The 18,994-nt window shown below is 68.8% G+C and carries 23 protein-coding genes and 1 pseudogene; 5 read left to right on the top strand and 19 right to left on the bottom strand.

The genetic code is table 11. The features are described 5' to 3' along the window. Positions 1–78: 78 nt before the first annotated feature. From ACFU5O_RS15060 to ACFU5O_RS15015, 10 genes are all read right to left on the bottom strand, one after another. Positions 79–939 (bottom strand): SigB/SigF/SigG family RNA polymerase sigma factor, encoded by an 861-nt coding sequence (locus tag ACFU5O_RS15060; protein WP_384240219.1) that lies wholly within the window; start codon positions 937–939, stop codon positions 79–81. A gap of 143 nt (positions 940–1,082) precedes the next feature. Beyond that, positions 1,083–1,655, bottom strand: coding sequence for a hypothetical protein (locus ACFU5O_RS15055; protein WP_384240217.1), 573 nt, complete (start codon positions 1,653–1,655; stop codon positions 1,083–1,085). After that, positions 1,652–2,179, bottom strand: a complete 528-nt coding sequence (locus ACFU5O_RS15050) for a DUF6286 domain-containing protein (RefSeq protein ID WP_384240215.1) — start codon at positions 2,177–2,179, stop codon at positions 1,652–1,654. The genes ACFU5O_RS15055 and ACFU5O_RS15050 overlap by 4 nt, the downstream gene beginning before the upstream one ends. Further along, entirely contained in the window at positions 2,176–2,577 is a 402-nt protein-coding gene (locus tag ACFU5O_RS15045) for an Asp23/Gls24 family envelope stress response protein (RefSeq protein ID WP_384240213.1), read from the bottom strand. Before ACFU5O_RS15045 ends, ACFU5O_RS15050 begins: the two co-directional genes overlap by 4 nt. Then, a complete protein-coding gene (locus ACFU5O_RS15040; protein ID WP_384240211.1) occupies positions 2,549–2,758 on the bottom strand; it encodes a hypothetical protein in 210 nt (69 codons plus the stop codon). The genes ACFU5O_RS15045 and ACFU5O_RS15040 overlap by 29 nt, the downstream gene beginning before the upstream one ends. Before the next feature lie 38 nt (positions 2,759–2,796). Next, entirely contained in the window at positions 2,797–3,291 is a 495-nt protein-coding gene (locus tag ACFU5O_RS15035; protein WP_384240209.1) for an Asp23/Gls24 family envelope stress response protein, read from the bottom strand. 91 nt (positions 3,292–3,382) lie between these two features. Beyond that, positions 3,383–3,697 (bottom strand): hypothetical protein, encoded by a 315-nt coding sequence (locus ACFU5O_RS15030; RefSeq protein ID WP_384240207.1) that lies wholly within the window; start codon positions 3,695–3,697, stop codon positions 3,383–3,385. Between the two features lie 14 nt (positions 3,698–3,711). Beyond that, entirely contained in the window at positions 3,712–4,131 is a 420-nt protein-coding gene (locus tag ACFU5O_RS15025; RefSeq protein ID WP_384240205.1) for an Asp23/Gls24 family envelope stress response protein, read from the bottom strand. 63 nt (positions 4,132–4,194) lie between these two features. Further along, positions 4,195–4,746, bottom strand: a complete 552-nt coding sequence (locus ACFU5O_RS15020; RefSeq protein WP_384240203.1) for an Asp23/Gls24 family envelope stress response protein — start codon at positions 4,744–4,746, stop codon at positions 4,195–4,197. Beyond that, positions 4,743–5,333, bottom strand: a complete 591-nt coding sequence (locus ACFU5O_RS15015; RefSeq protein WP_384240201.1) for an RNA polymerase sigma factor — start codon at positions 5,331–5,333, stop codon at positions 4,743–4,745. The genes ACFU5O_RS15020 and ACFU5O_RS15015 overlap by 4 nt, the downstream gene beginning before the upstream one ends. Positions 5,334–5,826: 493 nt before the next feature. Here ACFU5O_RS15015 and ACFU5O_RS15010 point away from each other — a divergent pair. Then, a pseudogene (locus ACFU5O_RS15010) lies at positions 5,827–6,489 on the top strand (histone protein); the annotation flags it as partial. Positions 6,490–6,513: 24 nt separating this feature from the next. Further along, the gene (locus ACFU5O_RS15005; RefSeq protein WP_384240199.1) at positions 6,514–7,476 is read left to right on the top strand and encodes an SRPBCC family protein; all 963 of its coding nucleotides are present in this window, start codon (positions 6,514–6,516) and stop codon (positions 7,474–7,476) included. Positions 7,477–7,543: 67 nt separating this feature from the next. On the opposite strand, the gene ACFU5O_RS15000 is transcribed toward ACFU5O_RS15005, so the two are convergent. The 4 genes from ACFU5O_RS15000 to ACFU5O_RS14985 form a co-directional block, all read right to left on the bottom strand. After that, a complete protein-coding gene (locus tag ACFU5O_RS15000; protein ID WP_384240197.1) occupies positions 7,544–8,611 on the bottom strand; it encodes a fatty acid desaturase family protein in 1,068 nt (355 codons plus the stop codon). Between the two features lie 155 nt (positions 8,612–8,766). Continuing rightward, positions 8,767–8,922, bottom strand: a complete 156-nt coding sequence (locus tag ACFU5O_RS14995) for a DUF6131 family protein (protein ID WP_307663665.1) — start codon at positions 8,920–8,922, stop codon at positions 8,767–8,769. 568 nt (positions 8,923–9,490) lie between these two features. Further along, positions 9,491–9,664 (bottom strand): CsbD family protein, encoded by a 174-nt coding sequence (locus tag ACFU5O_RS14990; protein WP_384240195.1) that lies wholly within the window; start codon positions 9,662–9,664, stop codon positions 9,491–9,493. A 247-nt stretch (positions 9,665–9,911) separates the two neighbouring features. Further along, complete coding sequence (locus ACFU5O_RS14985) at positions 9,912–10,406, bottom strand: PaaI family thioesterase (protein ID WP_384240193.1); 495 nt, start codon at positions 10,404–10,406, stop codon at positions 9,912–9,914. A 90-nt stretch (positions 10,407–10,496) separates the two neighbouring features. Here ACFU5O_RS14985 and ACFU5O_RS14980 point away from each other — a divergent pair, with 90 nt between their 5' ends. Further along, on the top strand, positions 10,497–10,964 hold the full coding sequence (locus tag ACFU5O_RS14980; RefSeq protein ID WP_384240191.1) for a winged helix-turn-helix transcriptional regulator: 468 nt from the start codon (positions 10,497–10,499) through the stop codon (positions 10,962–10,964). Positions 10,965–11,268: 304 nt separating this feature from the next. Here ACFU5O_RS14980 and ACFU5O_RS14975 read toward each other — a convergent pair whose 3' ends face one another. After that, positions 11,269–11,892 (bottom strand): TetR/AcrR family transcriptional regulator, encoded by a 624-nt coding sequence (locus ACFU5O_RS14975; protein ID WP_384240189.1) that lies wholly within the window; start codon positions 11,890–11,892, stop codon positions 11,269–11,271. Positions 11,893–11,986: 94 nt separating this feature from the next. Here ACFU5O_RS14975 and ACFU5O_RS14970 point away from each other — a divergent pair, with 94 nt between their 5' ends. Continuing rightward, positions 11,987–12,688: an SDR family oxidoreductase gene (locus ACFU5O_RS14970; RefSeq protein WP_384240187.1), complete on the top strand. Its 702-nt coding sequence runs from the start codon at positions 11,987–11,989 to the stop codon at positions 12,686–12,688. 216 nt (positions 12,689–12,904) lie between these two features. Beyond that, the gene (locus ACFU5O_RS14965; protein WP_384240443.1) at positions 12,905–13,471 is read left to right on the top strand and encodes a patatin-like phospholipase family protein; all 567 of its coding nucleotides are present in this window, start codon (positions 12,905–12,907) and stop codon (positions 13,469–13,471) included. Between the two features lie 124 nt (positions 13,472–13,595). On the opposite strand, the gene lpdA is transcribed toward ACFU5O_RS14965, so the two are convergent. From lpdA to ACFU5O_RS14945, 4 genes are all read right to left on the bottom strand, one after another. Further along, positions 13,596–14,999, bottom strand: a complete 1,404-nt coding sequence (lpdA, locus tag ACFU5O_RS14960) for a dihydrolipoyl dehydrogenase (protein ID WP_384240185.1) — start codon at positions 14,997–14,999, stop codon at positions 13,596–13,598. Positions 15,000–15,370: 371 nt separating this feature from the next. Then, positions 15,371–17,488 carry an FUSC family protein gene (locus tag ACFU5O_RS14955; RefSeq protein ID WP_384240184.1) on the bottom strand — a complete coding sequence of 706 codons (2,118 nt, stop codon included), beginning with the start codon at positions 17,486–17,488 and terminating at the stop codon, positions 15,371–15,373. 11 nt (positions 17,489–17,499) lie between these two features. Continuing rightward, positions 17,500–17,811: a hypothetical protein gene (locus ACFU5O_RS14950; protein ID WP_384240182.1), complete on the bottom strand. Its 312-nt coding sequence runs from the start codon at positions 17,809–17,811 to the stop codon at positions 17,500–17,502. Beyond that, on the bottom strand, positions 17,795–18,985 hold the full coding sequence (locus ACFU5O_RS14945) for a SpoIIE family protein phosphatase (RefSeq protein WP_384240441.1): 1,191 nt from the start codon (positions 18,983–18,985) through the stop codon (positions 17,795–17,797). Before ACFU5O_RS14945 ends, ACFU5O_RS14950 begins: the two co-directional genes overlap by 17 nt. Between the last annotated feature and the right edge of the window lie 9 nt (positions 18,986–18,994).

Below are 18,994 nucleotides of genomic sequence, written 5' to 3'. Positions count from 1 at the left end.
AGTGGATGGGGTCCCAGTCGCCGAAGCGCCGTATCTCAAGCACCACCCCACCGGCAGCCGACCGAACCGATCGACCCCTCACGCGCCCAGGAGACTGGTGCGGAGCTTGGTGAGCGTGCGGGTGAGGAGGCGGGAGATGTGCATCTGCGACACGTTCAGTTCGCGGCCGATGTCCGCTTGGGTCATCTCCTGGCCGAAGCGCATCTCGATGATGGTCCGTTCCCGCTCGTCGAGCTTCTGCAGCATCGGGCCGAGCGCGTGCAGGTCTTCGAACAACGCCAGGGCTGGGTCGGTATCGCCCATGATATCCGCGTACTTCGGGCCGCCGTCGCTGGATTCGTCGTCGCTGACCGGGGTGTCGATGGAGCCGGCGATGTAGCCGTTGGCGGCCACGAGGCCGTCGATGACCTCTTCCTCTGTCAGGTCCAGATGGGTCGCGAGTTCCTTCACCGTGGGTGGGCGGTTCAGAGTTACGACGAGGGCTTCCTTGCTCTTGGCGAGGTCGATGCGCAGTTCCTGCAGGCGCCGCGGGACGTGCACGGCCCAGGTGGTGTCGCGGAAGAAGCGTTTGATCTCGCCGACGATGCAAGGGATCGCGAACGAGGTGAACTCGACCTCGCGGGACAGGTCGAACCGGTCGATGGCCTTGATCAGGCCGATGGTGCCGACCTGGATGATGTCTTCCATCTCGCCGCTGCCCCGGTTGCGGAAACGGCGGGCCGCGAAGGTCACCAGGGACAGGTTCATCTCGATCAGCGTGTTGCGGGCGTACTGGTACTCGCTGGTGCCCTCCTCCAGGGCCCGGAGCCGGTCGAGGAACAGCCGGGACAGCACACGCGCGTCCTTGGGGGCGATCTTGCTCCCGTCCTCGATCCACGGCAGGTCATCCGTGACCTCGGATGCTCGCGTGGTGACGGCAGTTGCTTCGCGGGCGTTCACGCAGGACCTCACGGTGCCGCCTTAAGTGGAAAGCAGGGTGAGCGTCTTCTTCCCGCGATGGCTGCATACATGTCTGCGCGGACCCACCCATCCCCAGGCACCGGTCTCGTCTCACCGATCCGGCCTGATCCAAACGAAAGACCCTAGTGCGCACGGCTGCCGGTGTGGGTGGTGAAGCGGTACTCGACGGTGAAGGGGAGGGCGTCGAGGTCGAGTGCTTGACGGAGCCGGGGAAGCCCGTGTGTGTTGAGGTGATGGTTGATGGTGGTCAGATCACCGCCCTGTTCGGTGCTGATGACCATTGCGAGGGTCGGGTTCTGGCGGGTTCCTGCGAGCGTGGCTCGGGCGTGGTGGACGCCGGGGTAGGTGGTGACTTCACTGAGGAAGGGGGCCGTGGCGGCGTTCGCGGCCAGTTCGGTGCTGCCATGCTCGGGGTTCCGCTCGAGGTGCCAGGTGTGGGCTTTGGGGCGCCGGGTGAGTTGGGCGGCGATCCAGCGCAGGATGAGCAGCCCCAGAACGGTGGCGGTGGCGGCGGCGATCCAGAGGGCCCAGGTGGGCGGGTCGGCGGTGGTGGGAATGAGTGTGGCGTCCGAATCCAGGAAGGTGAGTCGGCCGAAGTGAACCGCCAGGGCGAAGGCGCCTGAGCCGAGCAGGAGGACGCCGAGGACGGCGAGCAGGGTGCGGTTGAGGCGGGCCGGGCGGTTGAGGCTGGTCATGGTGCGTTCCTGGTGGTACGGAGTTGGACCTTCATGGCCGGACGGGTGAGCGGGGTGACCTGGTCGAGGTGCTGATCCACGGCGGCACGGACGGCATCGGTGAGCCCCTCGGTGTTGGTCCGGTCGGTGCGGACGCGGGCGACGATCGTGCGGCGGCCGAGTTTCAGCTTCGCTCTGCTGACCCCGTCCACACTCGCGGCTGTGTTCTGCAGGGCGTGGCGCAGGCTACGCCTGGTGACGCCGGCGTCCATGTCACCGCTCAGCGGCAGAACCCTCGGCTTCCCCGGCAGGAGTGCCGCGAGCAGCAGGAGGAGCCCGAGCAGGACGAGTGTGCCGCCCGCGACGAGGACGGCGGTGTCGTTCCAGTGAGTGCTGTGCAGGGTGTCGGTGACGGAGCGGTAGCCGATGAGCGAGCTCTGTCCCATGATCAGCTGAATGGCGACGATGGTGATCAGGACGCAGGCGGCGAGCAGGACCAGCGCGGTGAGAGTGGCGGGGACGGTGCGGCGGGGACGGCGTTTCATAGGACTCTCCTCGTAAGGGAGTCGGGAGCGCGCAGTGCAGTGACGGTGATGTCGACACGGGTCACGGTCAGACCGGTGAGGTCCGCAACGCGGCGTACCAAGCGTGCTCGGGCGTCCTCGGTGGTGTGGACGACGGATTGCGGATAGACGACGGACAGGCGGACATCGAGCGCCGCGACTGAGTCGCCACTGACCTTCGCGGTGACCCGGGCCGAGTCTTCGGCGTGTTCTCCTGGAACCGCTATGCCGAGCACCCGGCCGGCTGTTCCGCCGATGTGCTCGACTTCGGTCAACACCCGGGCGGCGATGCGTTCCACGGTGCGGTCGGAGATGGTTGTGCTGCCTCGCTGCGCCGCGCCGGTCTCTGCTTCAGCTGACGTGGTGATCGCGGCGTCCATGGAAGTCGCCCCTGTCACGGCCGGTGAGTTGGGCGAGGTCGAGTTCGCCGTCGAGGTAGCGCCCGACCAGCAGCCCGACCGTCCCGAGAACGAGGACGATGAGGAAGGCGTCGAAGCCGCCGAACGCGGCGGCGAGACCGAGTACGAGCCCTGTCAGGAGCCCCATCAGAGTGGACGTCATGTCAATTCTCCTTGGTGCCGTACGTTGCCTGGGAGCGGCTACTGGACGCGGTCGCCGGTGCCCTGGTCGCCGTCACTGTCGTCAGTGGGGATGTGTACGTCGTTGACGTTGATGTTGACCTCGACGACTTCCAGGCCCGTCATCTGCTCGACGGAGTCGATGACGTTGTTGCGGACGTCCTCGGCCAGGTCGGGTATGGTCACGCCGTACTCGACGAGCATCTGCAGGTCCACGGCTGCCTGCTTCTGACCGACCTCGACGGAGACGCCTTGTCCGGCGCTGGCGGAGGCTCCGGGGATGCGCCCCTTGACCGCGCCGAACGCCCGTGCTGCTCCGCCTCCCAGCTCGTATACGCCAGGTACCTCGCGGGCAGCGAGACCGGCGATCTTCTGGACGACGACGTCGGCGATGGTGGTGGAGCCCTGCCCGGAGGCTTGTGCTGAGGATTCCGGTGTGCTGGTGGCGCTCTGGTTCGCGTCACCTGCGGCGAGAGTGGAGTGTTCGGCAGAGTTCGTGGTGGCCGGGTTCGTCATGGTGCTCTCCTCGGTTCTCTGGCTCAGGACGAGGCGGCTTCGCGCTCGTCGCACCTGAAGGACCCGCACCAGGGGAGAACGTCATGCCCTCTCAGGCATCGGCGTCGCCGACGTGAGCGAGAGGGGTGAGGGCAGCGGCATCGATGTCGGTGACGACCAGGCGCAGCCGAGCGTCCTTCCACCGGGTCTCTCCGAGCGCCGTGTGCAGGGCGGCCTCGGCTTCGCGAAGGAGCGGAGGAAGCGGGAGGGCGAGGGCGACAACGCGGATCTCGATGAGTTCGTCGTTGATGCTGACGGCCAAGGTGTCGAGGTCCCACGGCACGCGTGAGCCGATGTGGGTGGTGGAGGGGGTCGCCGGACGCAGGCCGGGGATACTGTCCAGGACGGCCAGGAGCGAGCGGGTCATCTCTGTTCGCGGCGTCACCACGCACCGGTCCCGTAAGAGTCGATGTCCATGATCGACACCACAACGGCCTGCGGAGTGAGGCCCGTGGCAGTGGCGACCGCACGCGATACCTCGCGCTGAACGGCCCGTCCCACGATTCCGGCCTGGTCCTGCCCGGAGGCGACCAAGTCGATGGACACACGCAGTATCGATGGCATGGCTGAGTGGTCGACCGTGACTCTCACACCCTCGGTCGGGGCGGGGGCAAGGCCGTTGATCTTCTGGCGTACCGAACGCGCCACCTGGGAGGCGAGCCCGGTCAGGCCGGGTTCGAGCCGCACGACACCAGGGACCCCAACAGCGGCTCGGACGGCGACGGCGGCGATCACGGGCTCGCTGATGACCCAACGAAAGCGGGGAACCCGGGCTTTGTCGTCCGGCACGGTCGTTGTCATGGCGAGCACCGTGTCCTTGCACTGCAGTCTCTTTCAACGGTCTGCTGCCCGATCCCGGGGGTGTTATGCGTCGTAAAGGTCCTCCACAGTCAGGTCCAGACGCGTCAGGGTCATCCCGACCCGTGCCGTGGCGGCTGCCCGGACCCGCTCGCGCACCTCGTCGAAAGCGTGGGCGGAAAACGTGCGGTAGGCCACCGCGAGGCTCATCTCCACCTCCACGACCCCGTCCGTCTCCGTGACGGCAATACGGCAGTGACGCGCGCGCACACCGTCGACGGAATCGGCGGCGCGTCGCAGCACCGCAGCGACCGCTTGCTCGCTGATCCGCAGCCCGCCCGGCTCCGGGCTCTGCAGTGCGAGCATGTGGTGACGGCGGACCTCGGCGCGCACCGCGGACATGATCCGGCCGGTCAGGCCCAGCGCAGGTCCGGCCTCCTCCGAGGCCAGCTCGCCGGTCGCCTCCCGCAGCACCACCAGGCTCTCCCGAGCCGCAGAGCAGTACTCGCAGGCGAGCTCATGGGCATCAGCCACGCCGGTATCGACCGGATCGAGCCGCTCCCACACCGTCTCGACATCGCGGCCGCACGGCAGCATGCAGCCCTGGGCGTCGCTCATTTCCATGGAGCCATCGCCTCCACCAACTGCGCTCGAGCGCGCGCTATACGTCCGCGTACCGCCGTCTGGGTCGTGCCCATCGCCCTCGCGATCTCTTCATAGGAGCGCCCGTGAACCTCCCTCAACAGCCAGCAGGCCCGTTGCTCGGGTGTCAGCCGTGTCAGAGCCGCTGCGAGCGCGATCAGCTCCTCGCCGACCTGTGCCGCCCGCTCGGGCGATCCGGCCGCATCGGCGGATTCGCGGCTGTCCAGGTCGGCTTCCGCGACCGGTCTGCGTGCCCGGATGATGTTCAGGCACCGGTTGGTCGTCGTGCGGTAGAGCCAGCCCACGAACGCTGCGTCGTCCCGTAGCTGCCCCAGTCGCCGCCAGGCGGTCAGGAACACTTCCTGTACCACGTCCTCGGCGTCGCTACGGCTGGCGAGCATACGCAGTGCCAAGCGGTACATCGGCCCCTGATAGCGGCGCACCAGCATCTCGAAGGCGCGTATGTCGCCGTCACGGGCGCGGACGACCAAGGTGGCATCATCCAGTGCCACCTCCGGGGCGGGGGAGGCGGGCTGGGAACCGATACCGGCAGGGGATGTCACCTGCACCACTTTCCTGCGCCAGGCATGCTCTCGGGCCCTTCTCCCGGACGTGCTGGACACCGGCCGAACCGCGCCGGGCAGTAGTAGGACACAACGGCCGCGCTGTCGTCACGGCACATCAAGTATCTGCCGTCCACGGGGCCGCTGGAGAGTCGGGGACTGACCAGCGACCGGCAACCGCGGCTGCCACAGCGGCCGCCTCCGGCAGCAGGAGGCCGAGCTCCTCAAGATGCGACTGACACGATTCGGGCGAGACTGGTGAGTAGCAGGACCGGCATTGAGTGGGGGCTCTCGTGCCGAGGCGACTGCCCGTTGTGGCCGGAGTCGCCGGGCTGTGGATGGCCGGCCCCGCCCGAAGTGAGCAGGACCAGGTTCCCCCTTCGTTGCGCTCGAAGAATCGGCTGCTGTGGGTCGCCGTCAGGCACGGACCACTGACAGCAGCAGTGTGCACGGCACGGGCGGACCCCGAGGGAACGATGAAGGTGACGTGCGCATGGACGATCAGACCAAGATGGCTCTTGCCGCGGCCATAGCCGGCGGCTACGTGCTGGGCCGTACGAAGAAGGGCAAGCTCGCCCTGAGCGTGGGGACGTATCTGGCAGGCAGACAGTTCGGCATCGAGCCGCGCCAGCTCGCTGCAGAGGGAATGCGCAAGCTGGGGGAGATTCCGCAGGTCGCCGAACTACAGGACCAGCTGAAAGGGGAGTTCCTCGAGGCAGGCCGCAAGGCAGTGACAGCTGCTGCCACTCGCGGCATGGGGACTCTCGCTGACACGCTCCGTGACCGCACGGCCAGCCTCGGCAAGAAGGAAGAGGAAGAGCCGGAGGAGGAGTACGAGGAAGAGGACGAGCCGGAGGAGGAGTACGAGGAAGAGGAGGAACCGGAAGGCGAAGAGGAGGAACCGGAAGAGGAAGAGGAAGAGGAAGAGGAAGAGGAAGAGCAAGAGGAGGAACCAGAGGAGCCTGAACCCGAGCGCCCGCAGCGCCGGAGAGGCTCCCGGAAGCCGGGTCGGGAGCCACCCCGGAGGAAGAAGTCCTCTGCGACGAAATCCGCCGCGAAGAAGGCAGCCCCGGCCAAGGAGTCCGCCACCAGGAAGCAGGCTCCCGCAAAGAAGGCGACGTCTTCAGGACGGGCGGCGAAGAAGACATCCGAGCGCGCCGATCGCCGGAGGTAGCCCGCCATGGCCGGGAAGGAGACGAAGCAGCCGGAGAGGCAGGAGTCGGGGACGGGCGGACTGGGTGAGGCGCTGTCGGGTTTCGTCGGTTCACAGGTGGAACGGCTTGCGGAGAAAGCCGGCGACAAGCTCACGGACATCACCGGTCAGCTCACGGATGTCGCCGACAACGGCGGGTCGTTGCTCAAGATCGGCTCTCGCATCCTCGGGGGCGAATCCCCCGTGAAGGCGTTCTTGTCCGAGAAGGTCAAAGGCCTCAAGGACAGTGTCGTGAACAAGGCCAAGGAGGCGTTCGGCGGCGGCAAGGGCAAGTCCAGCAGTAACAAAAGCATGAACATCATCGAGGTCCTCGATGTCGGCGTGCCCCTTCGCACGGCCTACGACTACTGGACGCAGTACGAGGAGTTCAGCAGCTTTACCAAGGGTGTTCACAACGTCTCGATGAGCGACGAGATGACCAGTGACTGGAAGGTCAAGGTCGGACCCTCTTCTCGCAGCTTCAAAGCGACTGTTCAGGAACAGATCCCGGACGACCGGATCGTCTGGACCTCCGAAGGCGCCAAAGGGTCGACCAACGGTGCCGTGAGTTTCCACGAACTGGCACCGACACTGACCCGGATCGTCCTGGTCGTGGAGTACTACCCGTCCGGGTTCTTCGAGAAGACCGGAAATCTGTGGCGGGCCCAGGGCCGCCGTGTTCGGCTGGACTTCAAGCACTTCCAGCGGTACGTCACTCTCACCGAGGAAGAGCCGGAGGGCTGGCGTGGCGAGATCCGAGACGGCGAAGTCGTCACCTCACACGACGAAGCGATGGAAGAGGAAGAAGCAGCACAGGCTGAGGAGTCGGAGAGCGACGGCGAGTACGAAGCCGCGGAGGACGAAGACGGCGATGCTGAGGACGAGGAAGAAGGGGACGTCGAGGAAGGCGAATGGGAGGACGAGGCCGCCGAGGAAGACGCGGAGGAGTGATCCCGGTGTGCGACGCCTCATGACCCATCCGGGGCGCGATCCAGTCTCCGCTGGTTGGAGAGGGAGCTCAGGACGCGGATGGAACCCTGGCCGAGCGGTGGCGTGCGTCGCGGATGGGGATACCTGCCCGGTGCAGGCTTGTGAGGGCTTGTCGGTAGGACGCGATGAGACCGGTCTCGGTGTAGGGGATGCCCAGTTCCTTGCAGTAGCGGCGGACGATGGGGCGGGCTGCGCGTAGCCGAGGGGTGGGCATGCTGGGAAACAGGTGGTGCTCGATCTGGTGGTTGAGACCACCGAGGGCCATGTCGGTGAGTCGGCCGCCGCGCACGTTGCGTGAGGTGAGGACCTGGCGGCGTAGGAAGTCGGGGCGGTCCTTGCCGGTCAGAATCGGCATGCCCTTGTGGTTGGGGGCGAAGATGGAGCCGAGGTAGAGACCGAACAGGCCCTGGTGAACGGCGAGGAAGGCGATCGCCATACCCGGCGGCAGCACCAGGAACAACGCAGTGAGAAAGAGCCCGAAGTGGGCAAAGAGCAGGATGCCTTCCTGGACGCGGTGTTTGAGTGAGCGGTTGGCCAGGGCCTTCACACCCATCACATGCAGGTTGAAGCCCTCCAGCGTGAGGAGAGGGAAGAAGAGAAAGGCCTGGGAGCGTCCGATGAGCCGGGGAAGTCCCTTGGCGGCGCGGGCTTGGCGCTGCGACCAGACCAGCAGGTCGGGGATCAGGTCGGGGTCGAGGGTTTCGTGGTTGGGGTTGGCGTGGTGGCGGGTGTGTTTGTCCTGCCACCAGCCGTAGCCCATCCCGATGCCCGCGTTCCCGGCGATCCGGCCGAACCGTTCGCTGGCCTTGCGAAGCCGGAACACCTGCCTGTGGGCCACGTCGTGGGCGAGGAGGGCTACCTGGCCGAAGACGAGGGCGAGGAAGGCGGCGATGGCCAGTGACCACCAGCTGGAGCCGACGAGTACGAAAGCGGTCCAGCCGCCGGCGTAGAGCACGCCTACCGTTGTGATGCGGGCCGTGTAGTAGCCGGGGAGGCGGCGCATCAGCCCGGCGTCGGCGATCTCCTTCGCCAGTCTGGCGAAGTCACTGCCGGATGCATTCGAGGGCGGGGGACGAACGGGAGCATGGGGTGTCATCGTGACCGGAGCTTTCTGCCAGCTGGGGGACGTGGCTCAGTGGGTCGGTTCACAGCACACCGGCAGTACCGAGCCGAGCTGACGTTCGCTGCTGTGCCGAGGAGGGCATCGCCGACGTGCTCGGCCGACTGCCCTGATGGAAGTGCCGCGCGGCGCTACCAGTAGTGCCGTCGTCCGCCGACCGCGTGTCCTACCGCTCCCAGAATCCACAGCAGAACCCCGATCGCGACCAGGATGATCCCGATGGTCCAGAGAATACCGATGCCGGCCAAGAGGCCGATGACGAGCAGAATGACTCCGAGGATGATCATGACGCCCTCCGATGACGGGACGCCCCTGCGGGCGGCCCCTCTTTCATCACAGCTCCCCGCCTTTCTACGGGGCAAACCTCCGAGCTGCTTTTCAGCCTCGGACTTCACCGGCCCCCAGGGGGCGGGCTGTGGTGCCGGCATTCCCGGCGGAAAACAGAAGAGTTTACGAGCCTCGGCGGGACAGGTTCGTGAACACGCGGTCACACCGCCACAGTTGTCCACAATTGGTTCGGTCACCTGCTCCGCGTCACGGTGACGTGCGCGACCGGCGGCGCGCGACGTCTGCGCGGCCGCAGGTCCTCATCCGGCACTCAGGACCGCCCGGCCCGGACCCCGACCTCTCCGAGCAGCCTTCTCTCCCAGGGTGCGCCGCGCGTCCCGCCTGAACATTTTCCTCGCCCCGGGCCAGTCCGTGATCCAGGTATCCACGACGCCGGCGTGCTGACGACAACAACGAGGGGCCAGTGGCCCAGCCGTGCTCGGCTCGCGACGGAGCCGTGCCGCATCACCGGACAGCCACGCCCGTAGATCCCGCAAACCATCGGCCGCACCGGATCCCCCAGGCATATCAGTCCTTGAAGGCGTCCTTCGTCTTCTCCTTGGCCTGACGAATGTCACCTTTCGCCTTTTCGGCGCGGCCCTTGGCCGCCAGACCCTCGTTGCCTACGGCGCGGCCGGTGGTCTCCTTGGCCTTGCCCTTGGCCTGTTCCACCTTGGCCTTGGCCTTCTCATCCTTGGCCACGACACTCACATCCCTCTTCCACAAACTCGATGGATAACTGCCACCTCACCCGTAAGTGGCTCCGTAAACGCAATCCACCGAAGCCGTTGGACGAAACCGGATTGTGTGACGTCTGGAGAACTCGCCGACGTCACCGCGCCCCAGCCATGCATCTACGAGGTTCCACCCGGCCAAGGATGCGAGACCCTCGCCGGCCCGGCCAGGGAGATCCGCCGAGTGTTCTCGCCCTGCGCGCTGCCTCCAGGGCTTACTGCGGGGGTACGGGGAAGAGCAGGCAGCTGCTGGTGGCATGCGCCAGCAGCCGGTCGGCGGAGTCGAAGAGCTCGGCCTGGGCAAGAGCCAGGCGGCGGCCGCTGTTGAGGACGGTACCGACGGCACGGACCTTGCCGGTGTCGACGGTGCTCGGGCGCAGGAACTTCACGTTCAGGTCGATCGAGGTGTAGCCCATCCCTGCCGGGAGGGTCGACTGCACCGCGCATCCCGCTGCCGAGTCGAGCAGGGTGGCGTAGACGCCTCCGTGCATGCTGCCGATGGGGTTGTAATGCTCCTCACCCGGGGCCAGGACGAACACCGCCCGGCCGTACTCGACCTCCTCGAGCGTGAAGCCCAAGGTCGCAGCGAGCGGCGGAGCGGGGAGGCGCCCGGCCAGGAGTTCGTTGAGGAAATCGAGACCGCTCTCCTGCCCGACAGCGGCAGCCGAAACGCTCGGGTCATCCCAGCTGAACGTGCGTGACCTACTCATGACGGCTCCCTCTGACTGCTGGCTTCATCCATCGAAGCTAGCTAGTGTCGAGTCTAGCTGTCAACAATGAAGCCAGCCTAGGATGGCTTCATGACATGGCTGGAGACGACCACCGAGAACTGCACGATCCAGCGGACCCTCGACCTGATCGGCGAGAAGTGGTCGCTGCTGATCCTGCGCGACGCCATGAACGGCGTCCGGCGCTTCGACGACTTCCGTCGACACATGGGGCTGTCCGATGCGGTCCTGGCCGACCGGCTGCGCAAGCTGGTCGGGGCCGGAGTCCTGGAAACCGCCCCTTACCGCGAGCCCGGCAGCCGCACCCGACACGAGTACCGGCTCACCCGCAAGGGCTGGGACCTGTGGCCGGCGATGATCGCTCTCAAGCAGTGGGGCGACCAGTACACGGCAGACCCGGAGGGCCCTCCCCTGGAGGTCCTGCACCGCGAGTGCGGCGAGCCCGCGGAGGCTGTGGTCCTCTGCGCTGCCGGACACGGACCGCTTGCCCCGGGGCAGGCCTGCACGCGTCCCGGCGCCTCGGCCCGGCCCATGGCCTGACAGGCCCGGCAGGCCGGGCCTGCCTGCCGCCTGCTCGGTGGCGCCGGAGCAGCATTCTCGCGCGGGTTCGATCACTGTGCAGTGACTTCGCGACGCGTAGGGAAGTCCGGGGCCGGTACCAGCGGCCATGCCTCGGGAACCAGCAGCGAAGGCACCCACCCCGCCCGGCCGCGCAGCCGCCTGACGATGCGGCCGCCCGACGACGCGGCCGCCGTAAGGCGGCACCATCCATTCGGCGCGATGTCACCCCGCCCTACCGGCAACAGCAAGCCGCATAGCCCTCATTGACGGGTGGGGGCCACGATCAGGCCTCTTGTCGGAGGCCGGCCGCTTCCAGCAGTGTGGTCGCGGTGGTGACCGCCAGGCCGTGCAGAGGCTGAGCCTGCACGACGGCCCGGACGCTGGATCCGTCGAAGACGACCGTGAGCTGGCGCGCGAGCTGTTCCGGGTCCGGGACGCCGGCTCGCCGGGCCTCCTGGTGGAAGTGGTCGGTGAGCATGTCCTTGAAGCGTCGCGCCACCTTGCTGGCCGGGTGCTCGGGGTCCTTGAGTTCGACTGCGGTGGCCACCAGCGGGCAGCCCCGGTAGGCCGGTGAGTGCGACAGCGACTCCAACTGCTCGAAGATGTGCAGGATGCGGGCGCGCGGTGGGCGGTCGTCCTCGCGCGGGATCAGAGCCTCCCCGTAGGTCAGCGCCGCGCGTTCCAGGCTCGCGGCCAGGACCTCGTCCTTGCTGGTGAACAGCTGATACATCGACCGCTTGGACACCCCCGCCGCCCGGCACAGGGCCTCGACTCCCACATGGACGCCCTCCCGGTAGAAGAGCAACGCTGCGGCCTCCAGCAGCCGCTCGCGAGGTGCGGCAGCCGCCGCGGGCGGCGCTGTCGTCGTGGCGGCGGCGGCGGTCGGGGCGGGGGGACTCACGTTCATGCCAGCCAGGGTACGTCGTCGACTTGCCTGTGGAAACCGATCGGTTTACGGTGATTGGAAACCGATCGGTTTCCAACGTTCGAGGAGTAGGCCCATGACCGCAATCGCAGGCTCAACCGTCCTGGTCACCGGGGGCAGCAGGGGCATCGGCAAGGCACTGGTCGAAGACCTGTATGCGCGGGGCGCCAAGAAGGTGTACGCCACCGCCCGCGACCCGAGGACCGTCACCCACCCCGACGCCGTCGCGCTGGCCCTTGAGGTGACCGACCCGGTCTCGGTGGCCGCCGCCGCGGCGGCCGCGCCGGACGTCACGATCCTGATCAACAACGCGGGCGCGGCCGTCGCCGCCTCCTACTTGACGTCGCCGATCGAGGACGTGCGCCGTGAGTTCGAGACCAACTTCTACGGACCGCTGCACACCACCAGGGCCTTTGTCCCGATCATCGAGGCCAACGGCGGCGGTCACCTGCTCAACGTGCACTCGGTTGTGTCCTGGATCGCCCTCGGCGGCTCCTACAGCGCGTCCAAGGCCGCGTTCTGGTCCCAGACCAACTCGCTGCGCCTGGACCTCAAGCCCCGCGGCATCAACGTCACCGGACTGCACGTCGGCTACGTCGACACCGACCTGGCCGCGCGCATCGACGCCCCCAAGTCCTCCCCTGCAAGCGTCGCCGCGCTGGCCCTGGACGGCGTCGAAACCGACGCCTATGAGGTGCTGGCCGACGAGGTGACCCGCCAGGTCAAGGCCGGCCTGTCCGGCGACCTCGGCGCGCTCTACCCGCAGCTTGCGCACTGATCACTCAGAGCCCGAGTCGGGGCCTCGAAAACCACTGCCCGCGCAGGGCGGTGAGCACGGCAAGCGTGTCTGCCAAGGCCGCCATCGCCCGCAAGGTCAGTAGCAGCCGAGCAACACCGGGGGCGGCCCACGCCGCGCCGTGCCCGCTCCTGCGCGCAGATCCCGCCCCCGAGCAGTCCTCCGGAGCCGTGACCACGATGACGATGACCGCCACACCTGCTGCGGAGACAGAGCCCGAGGAGCCGCATCCGGTCTGGCGCGTGCTCACGGAGCGCGCACAGGCCGACAGCCGGCCCGGCGCACGCACCGACGGGCACCGCGTCGCACTGGCCATCGAGGGCGGCGGGATGCGGCATCATCGCCGGCGGGATGGCCCTGGCGCTGCACGAACTCGGCCTGACCAACGGCTTCGACGCCGTCTACGGCGCCTCCGCCGGCGCCGCGTCCGGAGCGTGGCTGCTGCGCAGCAGCCCGCAGTCGCTGCGCTTCTGGGCGGATCCCCGCTACGCCAGAACGGCGATCCGGCGCTCGAACCCTCTGCGCGGGCGGCCGCTCGTAGATCTGCACGCCTTCTACGAGGTGCTCTACCGCTACGGTGACCAGGACTTTGCGCCGATGGACTTCGCCTCGATCCTGGCCGGCGATATCGAGTACCACCCGCCGGCCACCGACGCCGCCACCGGGGAGTCCACCGACCTGCGGCCCTTCATCGGCGACGCGGGGGAGTTGCGCCTGGCGCTGCGGGCCAGCGCCGCCCTGCCCCTGCTGGCGGTGACCCCGTGATGCTGCGCGGGCGCCGGTTCTACGACGCCGGCATCCCGAGCATCCCGCGCGGACGAAGCGTCGAGCGAGCAGGTTGGCACATCGGACTCGGCGGTCCGCCGGCCGCGGGCGACCGGCGTGGCCGTCACATGTTGATCATGTGGCCGGCCAGTCCGTGGACGGCCTCCTTGACCGCCTCGCTGAGCGTGGGGTGGGCGTGGATGTTCCGTGCCACCTCGTGGACGGTCAGGTCCCACTGCTGAGCGAGCGTCAGCTCCGGCAACAACTCGGTCACTTCCGCGCCGATGAGGTGTGCACCCAGCAGTTCGCCGTGGGTTCCGTCGCTGATGATCTTCACGAAGCCGGCCGGGTCGGCGAGGCCCTGAGCCTTGCCGTTGGCGGTGAACGGGAACTTCACCACCTTCACGTCGAAGCCGCGCTCACGTGCCTGCGCCTCCGTCCACCCGAAGCTGGCGATCTGCGGCTGGCAGAAGGTGGCACGCGGGATCATCACGTAGTCGAGCTCCATCGTCTCCGCTCCGGCGATGGTCTCCGCCGCCACGATGCCCATCGACTCGGCGGCGTGGGCCAGCATCAGCTTGGCCGTGACGTCGCCGATCGCGAAGATGTGGGGGACGCTGGTGCGCAAACGGCCGTCGACGTCGACGGCGCCGCGGTCGGTGAGCCGTACCCCGGTGTTCTCCAGGCCGTAGCCGGTCACATTGGGCTGGAAGCCGATGGCCTGCAGCACCTTGTCGGCCTCCAGGACCTGCTGCTGCCCGTCCCGGGAGACGGTCACCCTGACCTTGCTGCCGCCCTCGTCGGAGATCGCCTCCACCCGGGTCGAGGTGAGCACGTCGATGCCGAGCCGCCGGTAGCGACGGGCCAGCTCCGCGGAGATCTCCTCGTCCTCCAGTGGCGCCGGCCGGTCCAGGAACTCCACGATGGTCACCCGGACGCCGTAGTTGTGCAGCACATACGCGAACTCGACGCCGATCGCGCCCGCGCCGGCGATGATGATGCTGCCCGGGAGCTCCTCGGCGAGGATCTGCTCCTCGTAAGTCACCACCCGCTCGCTCAGCCGGGTGCCGGGCAGCAGCTTCGTGGCGGCTCCCGTGGCGATGATGCAGTGGTCGAAGCTCACCGTCTCGGTGTCGCCGTCGGCACGCGTCACCCGCAGGGTGTGGTCGTCGGTGAAGTGACCACGCCCGTCGAACTGCGTGATCTTGTTCTTCTTCATCAGGTAGTGGACGCCCTTGACCCGGCCGTCGGCGACCCGTCGGCTGCGTCGGAACGCCTCGGCGTAGTTGAAGCGCACCTGTCCCTCGACCTCGATGCCGAAGGTTTTTGCCTCCTGTGTGACGATGTGCGCCAGCTCGGCGTTGCGCAGCAGCGCCTTGGAGGGAATGCAGCCCACGTTGAGGCACACCCCGCCCCAGTAGCGCTCCTCGACGACTGTCGTGCGCAGTCCCAGCTGGGCCGATCGGACAGCTGCCGTGTACCCGCCCGGGCCGGCGCCCAGGACGACGACGTCGAAGTGTGTGCCCATGATCGATCGACCTTCCGGCTCGGGGCTGCCGACGGCATCGACAGGAGTGCGTCGGACTTGGTGTGTGCGGATACCAGCAGTCGAGGGTGCCACGGCAGGGCTGCAGGACGATCAAGGGCGTGCCGGTGTTGCTGCGACTGGCAATGGGGAATTCCTGCTCCTTGCGGAGCTTGCAGTGAGGGTCGGTCGGGCACCGGCCCCGCCCCACGGGAGGGGAGCGGCTGACGTCGCCGGTGTCCACCAGGCCGGTGGACGGCACGTGCAGCACGGTGGTCGGGTCGGGTCGGGTCGGTGTCGCTGTCGGTGTCGGTGTCGGTGTGCCGTTTCGGCAGGGAGACCCCACGGTCGAGGCGGAGGCGAACCTGCGGATGTCAGGCTGCCGCGTGGCGACGGGGGCGGTGGCGGGAGGCGATGGTGGCGGTGAGGGCCTCGACGGCGTCGACGGTTGCGGTGCTCAGGGCGACGGCGCGGCTGGTCGTGGCGCTGCCGGAGCCGTCGGACGTCTCGGCCGGCAGGCCGGAACGGGCCGTGAAGGAGTCGAACACCGACCGCAGTGCTCCCGGGGCCACGGCCTCGGCTCCGGCGGCGGCGCGGGCCAGGGCGGCGAGGTGTTCGTGCAGCGGATCGGCCAGTTCGGTCAGCTCCGGCACGGTGTCCTGAGGGGTACGCGGCAGGTGTTCGCCGAGCAGGGTGGCGCATCCGGCGACCGTGGACACCTGGGTCCTGATCTGCTCCAGCTGCGCGCTCGACCATGGACCACGGTGTTCGGCCGGCTCGGCGTGCGACTGCTCCACGGCGGCCTCCAGGTGCTCCCTGACCTGCCGCGACCGTGCCCGCAGCGTGTCGACGGCCGCCCGGTCGATCGCCCCGACGTCGGCGTAGCCGGTCAGCAGCTCGGGCAGCAGCCGGTCCTGCACCCGCAGCCACTCCGCGAGCAGGCCCGGCAGCCGCCGGGTGGACCAGGTCGGCCAGACCAGGAAGATGAGTACGGCGAGCGCGGCGCCCACCACCGTGTCGGCGGCGCGCGCCCACGCCGCGGGCCCGGGCAGCCCGCCGACGTGGTGGATCAGGAAGACGATCCAGGTGGTCAGCCACAGGTTGAGCATCAGCTGCCCGGTCCGCAGGGTCGCGAACGACGCCGCGGCCAGCACCACCGACGCGACCGCGAGGCCGGCGGGCGACCAGTGCGGCAGGGACAGCACCCAGGCGAGGAGGCCGCCCAGCACGGCCCCCGCCGCCCGTCCCCAGCCGCGGGCGATGGTGTGCCCGTACCCGGGGAAGAGCACCAGCATGGTGGTCAGGGCCACCCAGAAGCCGTGCGCGGAGATGCCCAGCCCGCCCCATCCGCCGATGGACCGGCCGACGACTTCGGCGAGCACCACACCCACCGCGAGCCGCACCGCATGGCGGAAGATCGGCGACTGGGGATGCAGTTGTGCCCGGATCCGCCGGGCGGTGCGTGCCACGGAGGGGGTGCCCGCGTACAGGCCCGGCACCTCGGTGTGGGGTTCCAGTACATCGCCGACGCGGTCCTCGGTCGAGCGCCGGGCCAGTTGCTCGGCCAGCCGCAGCCGCGCGGCCAGGTCGTGCGGGCCGCGCACGGGCGAGGCTGCCGCCCACGACTCCAGGAAGGTCCAGACCTCCCCGGGGATGCGGTGCTCGCGGCCGGAGGCCACCGTACGGGAGACGTGGCCCAGCACTTGCGCGGCGTCGATCAGGGCCTCCTGGTACCCACGGGCTGCCGCCGCGGATACCGTCACTCGTACGCTGTGCAGCGCGCGGCCGATGCGCTCGGCCTCTCCCAGCAGTCCGAACATGGCAGCCGCCGCCGGCCGGCTGAACTGCGGCAGCAGGTCCAGGGCCTGCCGGGCAGCCGTGAACGGGGCGGACCGGCCCAGGGCGGTGGACCCGGCCGTGACCGAGGCCTCGGCGAGCGACTGGTACAGGGCCGCGAGGGCACGGCGCTGCGCGGCGAACCGCGGACCGTAGGGCGGGAGCAGCTGCACCACCACGACGAGTCCGGTCCCGACCGCGATCCATCCGGCCATCACCAGGCCGCCATGCACGTCGGGAGCGAGATCAGCCGTGATCATCAGCCCGACGACCGCGAGGCAGCCCCGGATGCCGGGCGCGACGCCCGTCGTCCGCCACAACCCGGCGGCGAACGCCGCGACCGCGAGCAGCAGCAGGAACAGCCAGGTGGTGCCGTGCACCAGGGCCCCCAGCACCGCCATTGCGCTGAAGGCCACGGCCGTCCCGAGCGCGTTCACCACACGGTGCCGCAGCGGGCTCAGCAGCGTACTGATGCCGCAGATGAACGCACCGACGCTGGCCATGGACCCGGCCACCGGGTCGTCCAGCAGCAGGCCGAGGACCGTGGCGAGCAGCACTGCCAGCACGGCCCGTGCGATCGCCGACGGGGCGGCGAATGCCCGTTGGATGCGCAGCCCGTCCCGGCCGGTCGTGATCAGCGACGACCACCAACGCATGTCCGGCCTCCTTAGCGGCACGGCGCGGGAGCAGCGCTCTCATCGTCTGCCTGCCCGAGCGTGGCGGCCACTCGCTGCACCTGGACGGCGCCGAGGGCGTGGTTGCGGGCGGCGATCGGGACGGTGATGCCGCTGGTGTCGCAGAAGGTGAGCCGGGCGAGGTCGATGACGAGCTGCCGGCCCGGACGCAGGGCGAGGCCGGGCCGCAGGGCGCGTGCCTGACGGCGCGGTGTGGTGGCCCAGGTCCGCTCCCGGTTCGATGACCGGGTCGGCGGGGGTGGTGCGGGGTGGACGGTCAGTGCGGGGTCACGTCTGCTCTTCACCGGTGGTTCGGGGCACGTTGAGGGCCAGGACGGCGGTGTCGTCGTCCACCCCGGTGCCGAAGGTGTCGAGCAGGTCCCGGATCGCGGCCACGGCGTCGACCGCGGTGGTGGGAGCCAGCGCCTGGGCGAACTCCAGGAGGGCTTCATCGCCGTAGCGGCCGCCGGTGCTGGCGGTGTGGGCTTCGGTGAGACCGTCGGTGTGCAGCAGCAGGGTGTCGCCGTGGTCGAGGCGGACGGTGGTGGTGGCGATGTAGGCATCAGGCAGGACGCCGATGAGCTGGCCTTCGGGGGTGGGCAGGTAGTCGGCGGTGCCGTCGGCGCGCAACAGGAGGGCTGGGGGGTGGCCCCCGCTGGCCAGGGTGACGCGGAAGCAGCCCTCGTCGCCGTCGGGGGCGAGCAGGCCGAAGATGACGGTGCAGAACCGCGGTTCGTCGCCGTTGTACTCGTGGTTCAGCACCGTGTTGAGGTTGGCGAGGACGGCGGCCGGGTCCGGGTCGTAGACGGCGGCTGCGCGCAGCGTGTAGCGAGCCAGAGAGGTGACGGCCGCGGCGGCCGCGCCTTTGCCGCACACGTCGCCCAGGAAGAATCCCCAGGTGCCGGCGGCGAGGGGGAACAGGTCGTAGAAGTCGCCACCGACCTCGTCGGTGGAAGCGATGTGGTAATGCGCGGCGACGTCCAGGCCGGGCACGTTGGCCAGGGCTGGTGGCAGCAGCGTCTTCTGGAGCGTGGCGTTCAGGCGTTTGAGGCGTTCACGTTCCCGCTCCGATTCCTGGCGGGCGCGCAGGAGCTCGGTTTCGTAGGAGCGGCGGTCGCGGGCGTCGAAGACGGTGGTGCGGATCAGCAGCGGCTGCCCGTCGCTGCCCGTCTTGACGATGGAGGTCACCAGGACCGGCAGTCGGCTGCCGTCGGCGGCCTTGAGTTCCAGGGCGATGCCGCTGATCTCGCCCTGCATGCGCAGCAGCGGGGCGAAGTGGGTCTCGTGGTAGAGGCGGCCGCCGACCGTGAGCAGGTCGGAGAACGTCTTGCGGCCCACCAGGTCGCCGCGTTCGTAGCCGAGCCAGTCCAGCAGCGTTGTGTTGATCTTCGCGATCCTGCCGTCCAGCAGGGTGGAGAGGTAACCGCACGGCGCGTTCTCGTACAGGTCTTCCGCGTCCTCCAGCAGTGCCGAGAACATCGCCTGCTC

Origin of the sequence: Streptomyces sp. NPDC057445, from assembly GCF_042802855.1 — a bacterium.
GTDB lineage: Bacteria > Actinomycetota > Actinomycetes > Streptomycetales > Streptomycetaceae > Streptomyces.
The sequence above is the reverse complement of the archived record's forward strand: the minus strand, read 5'-3'. Positions and strand labels throughout refer to the sequence as shown.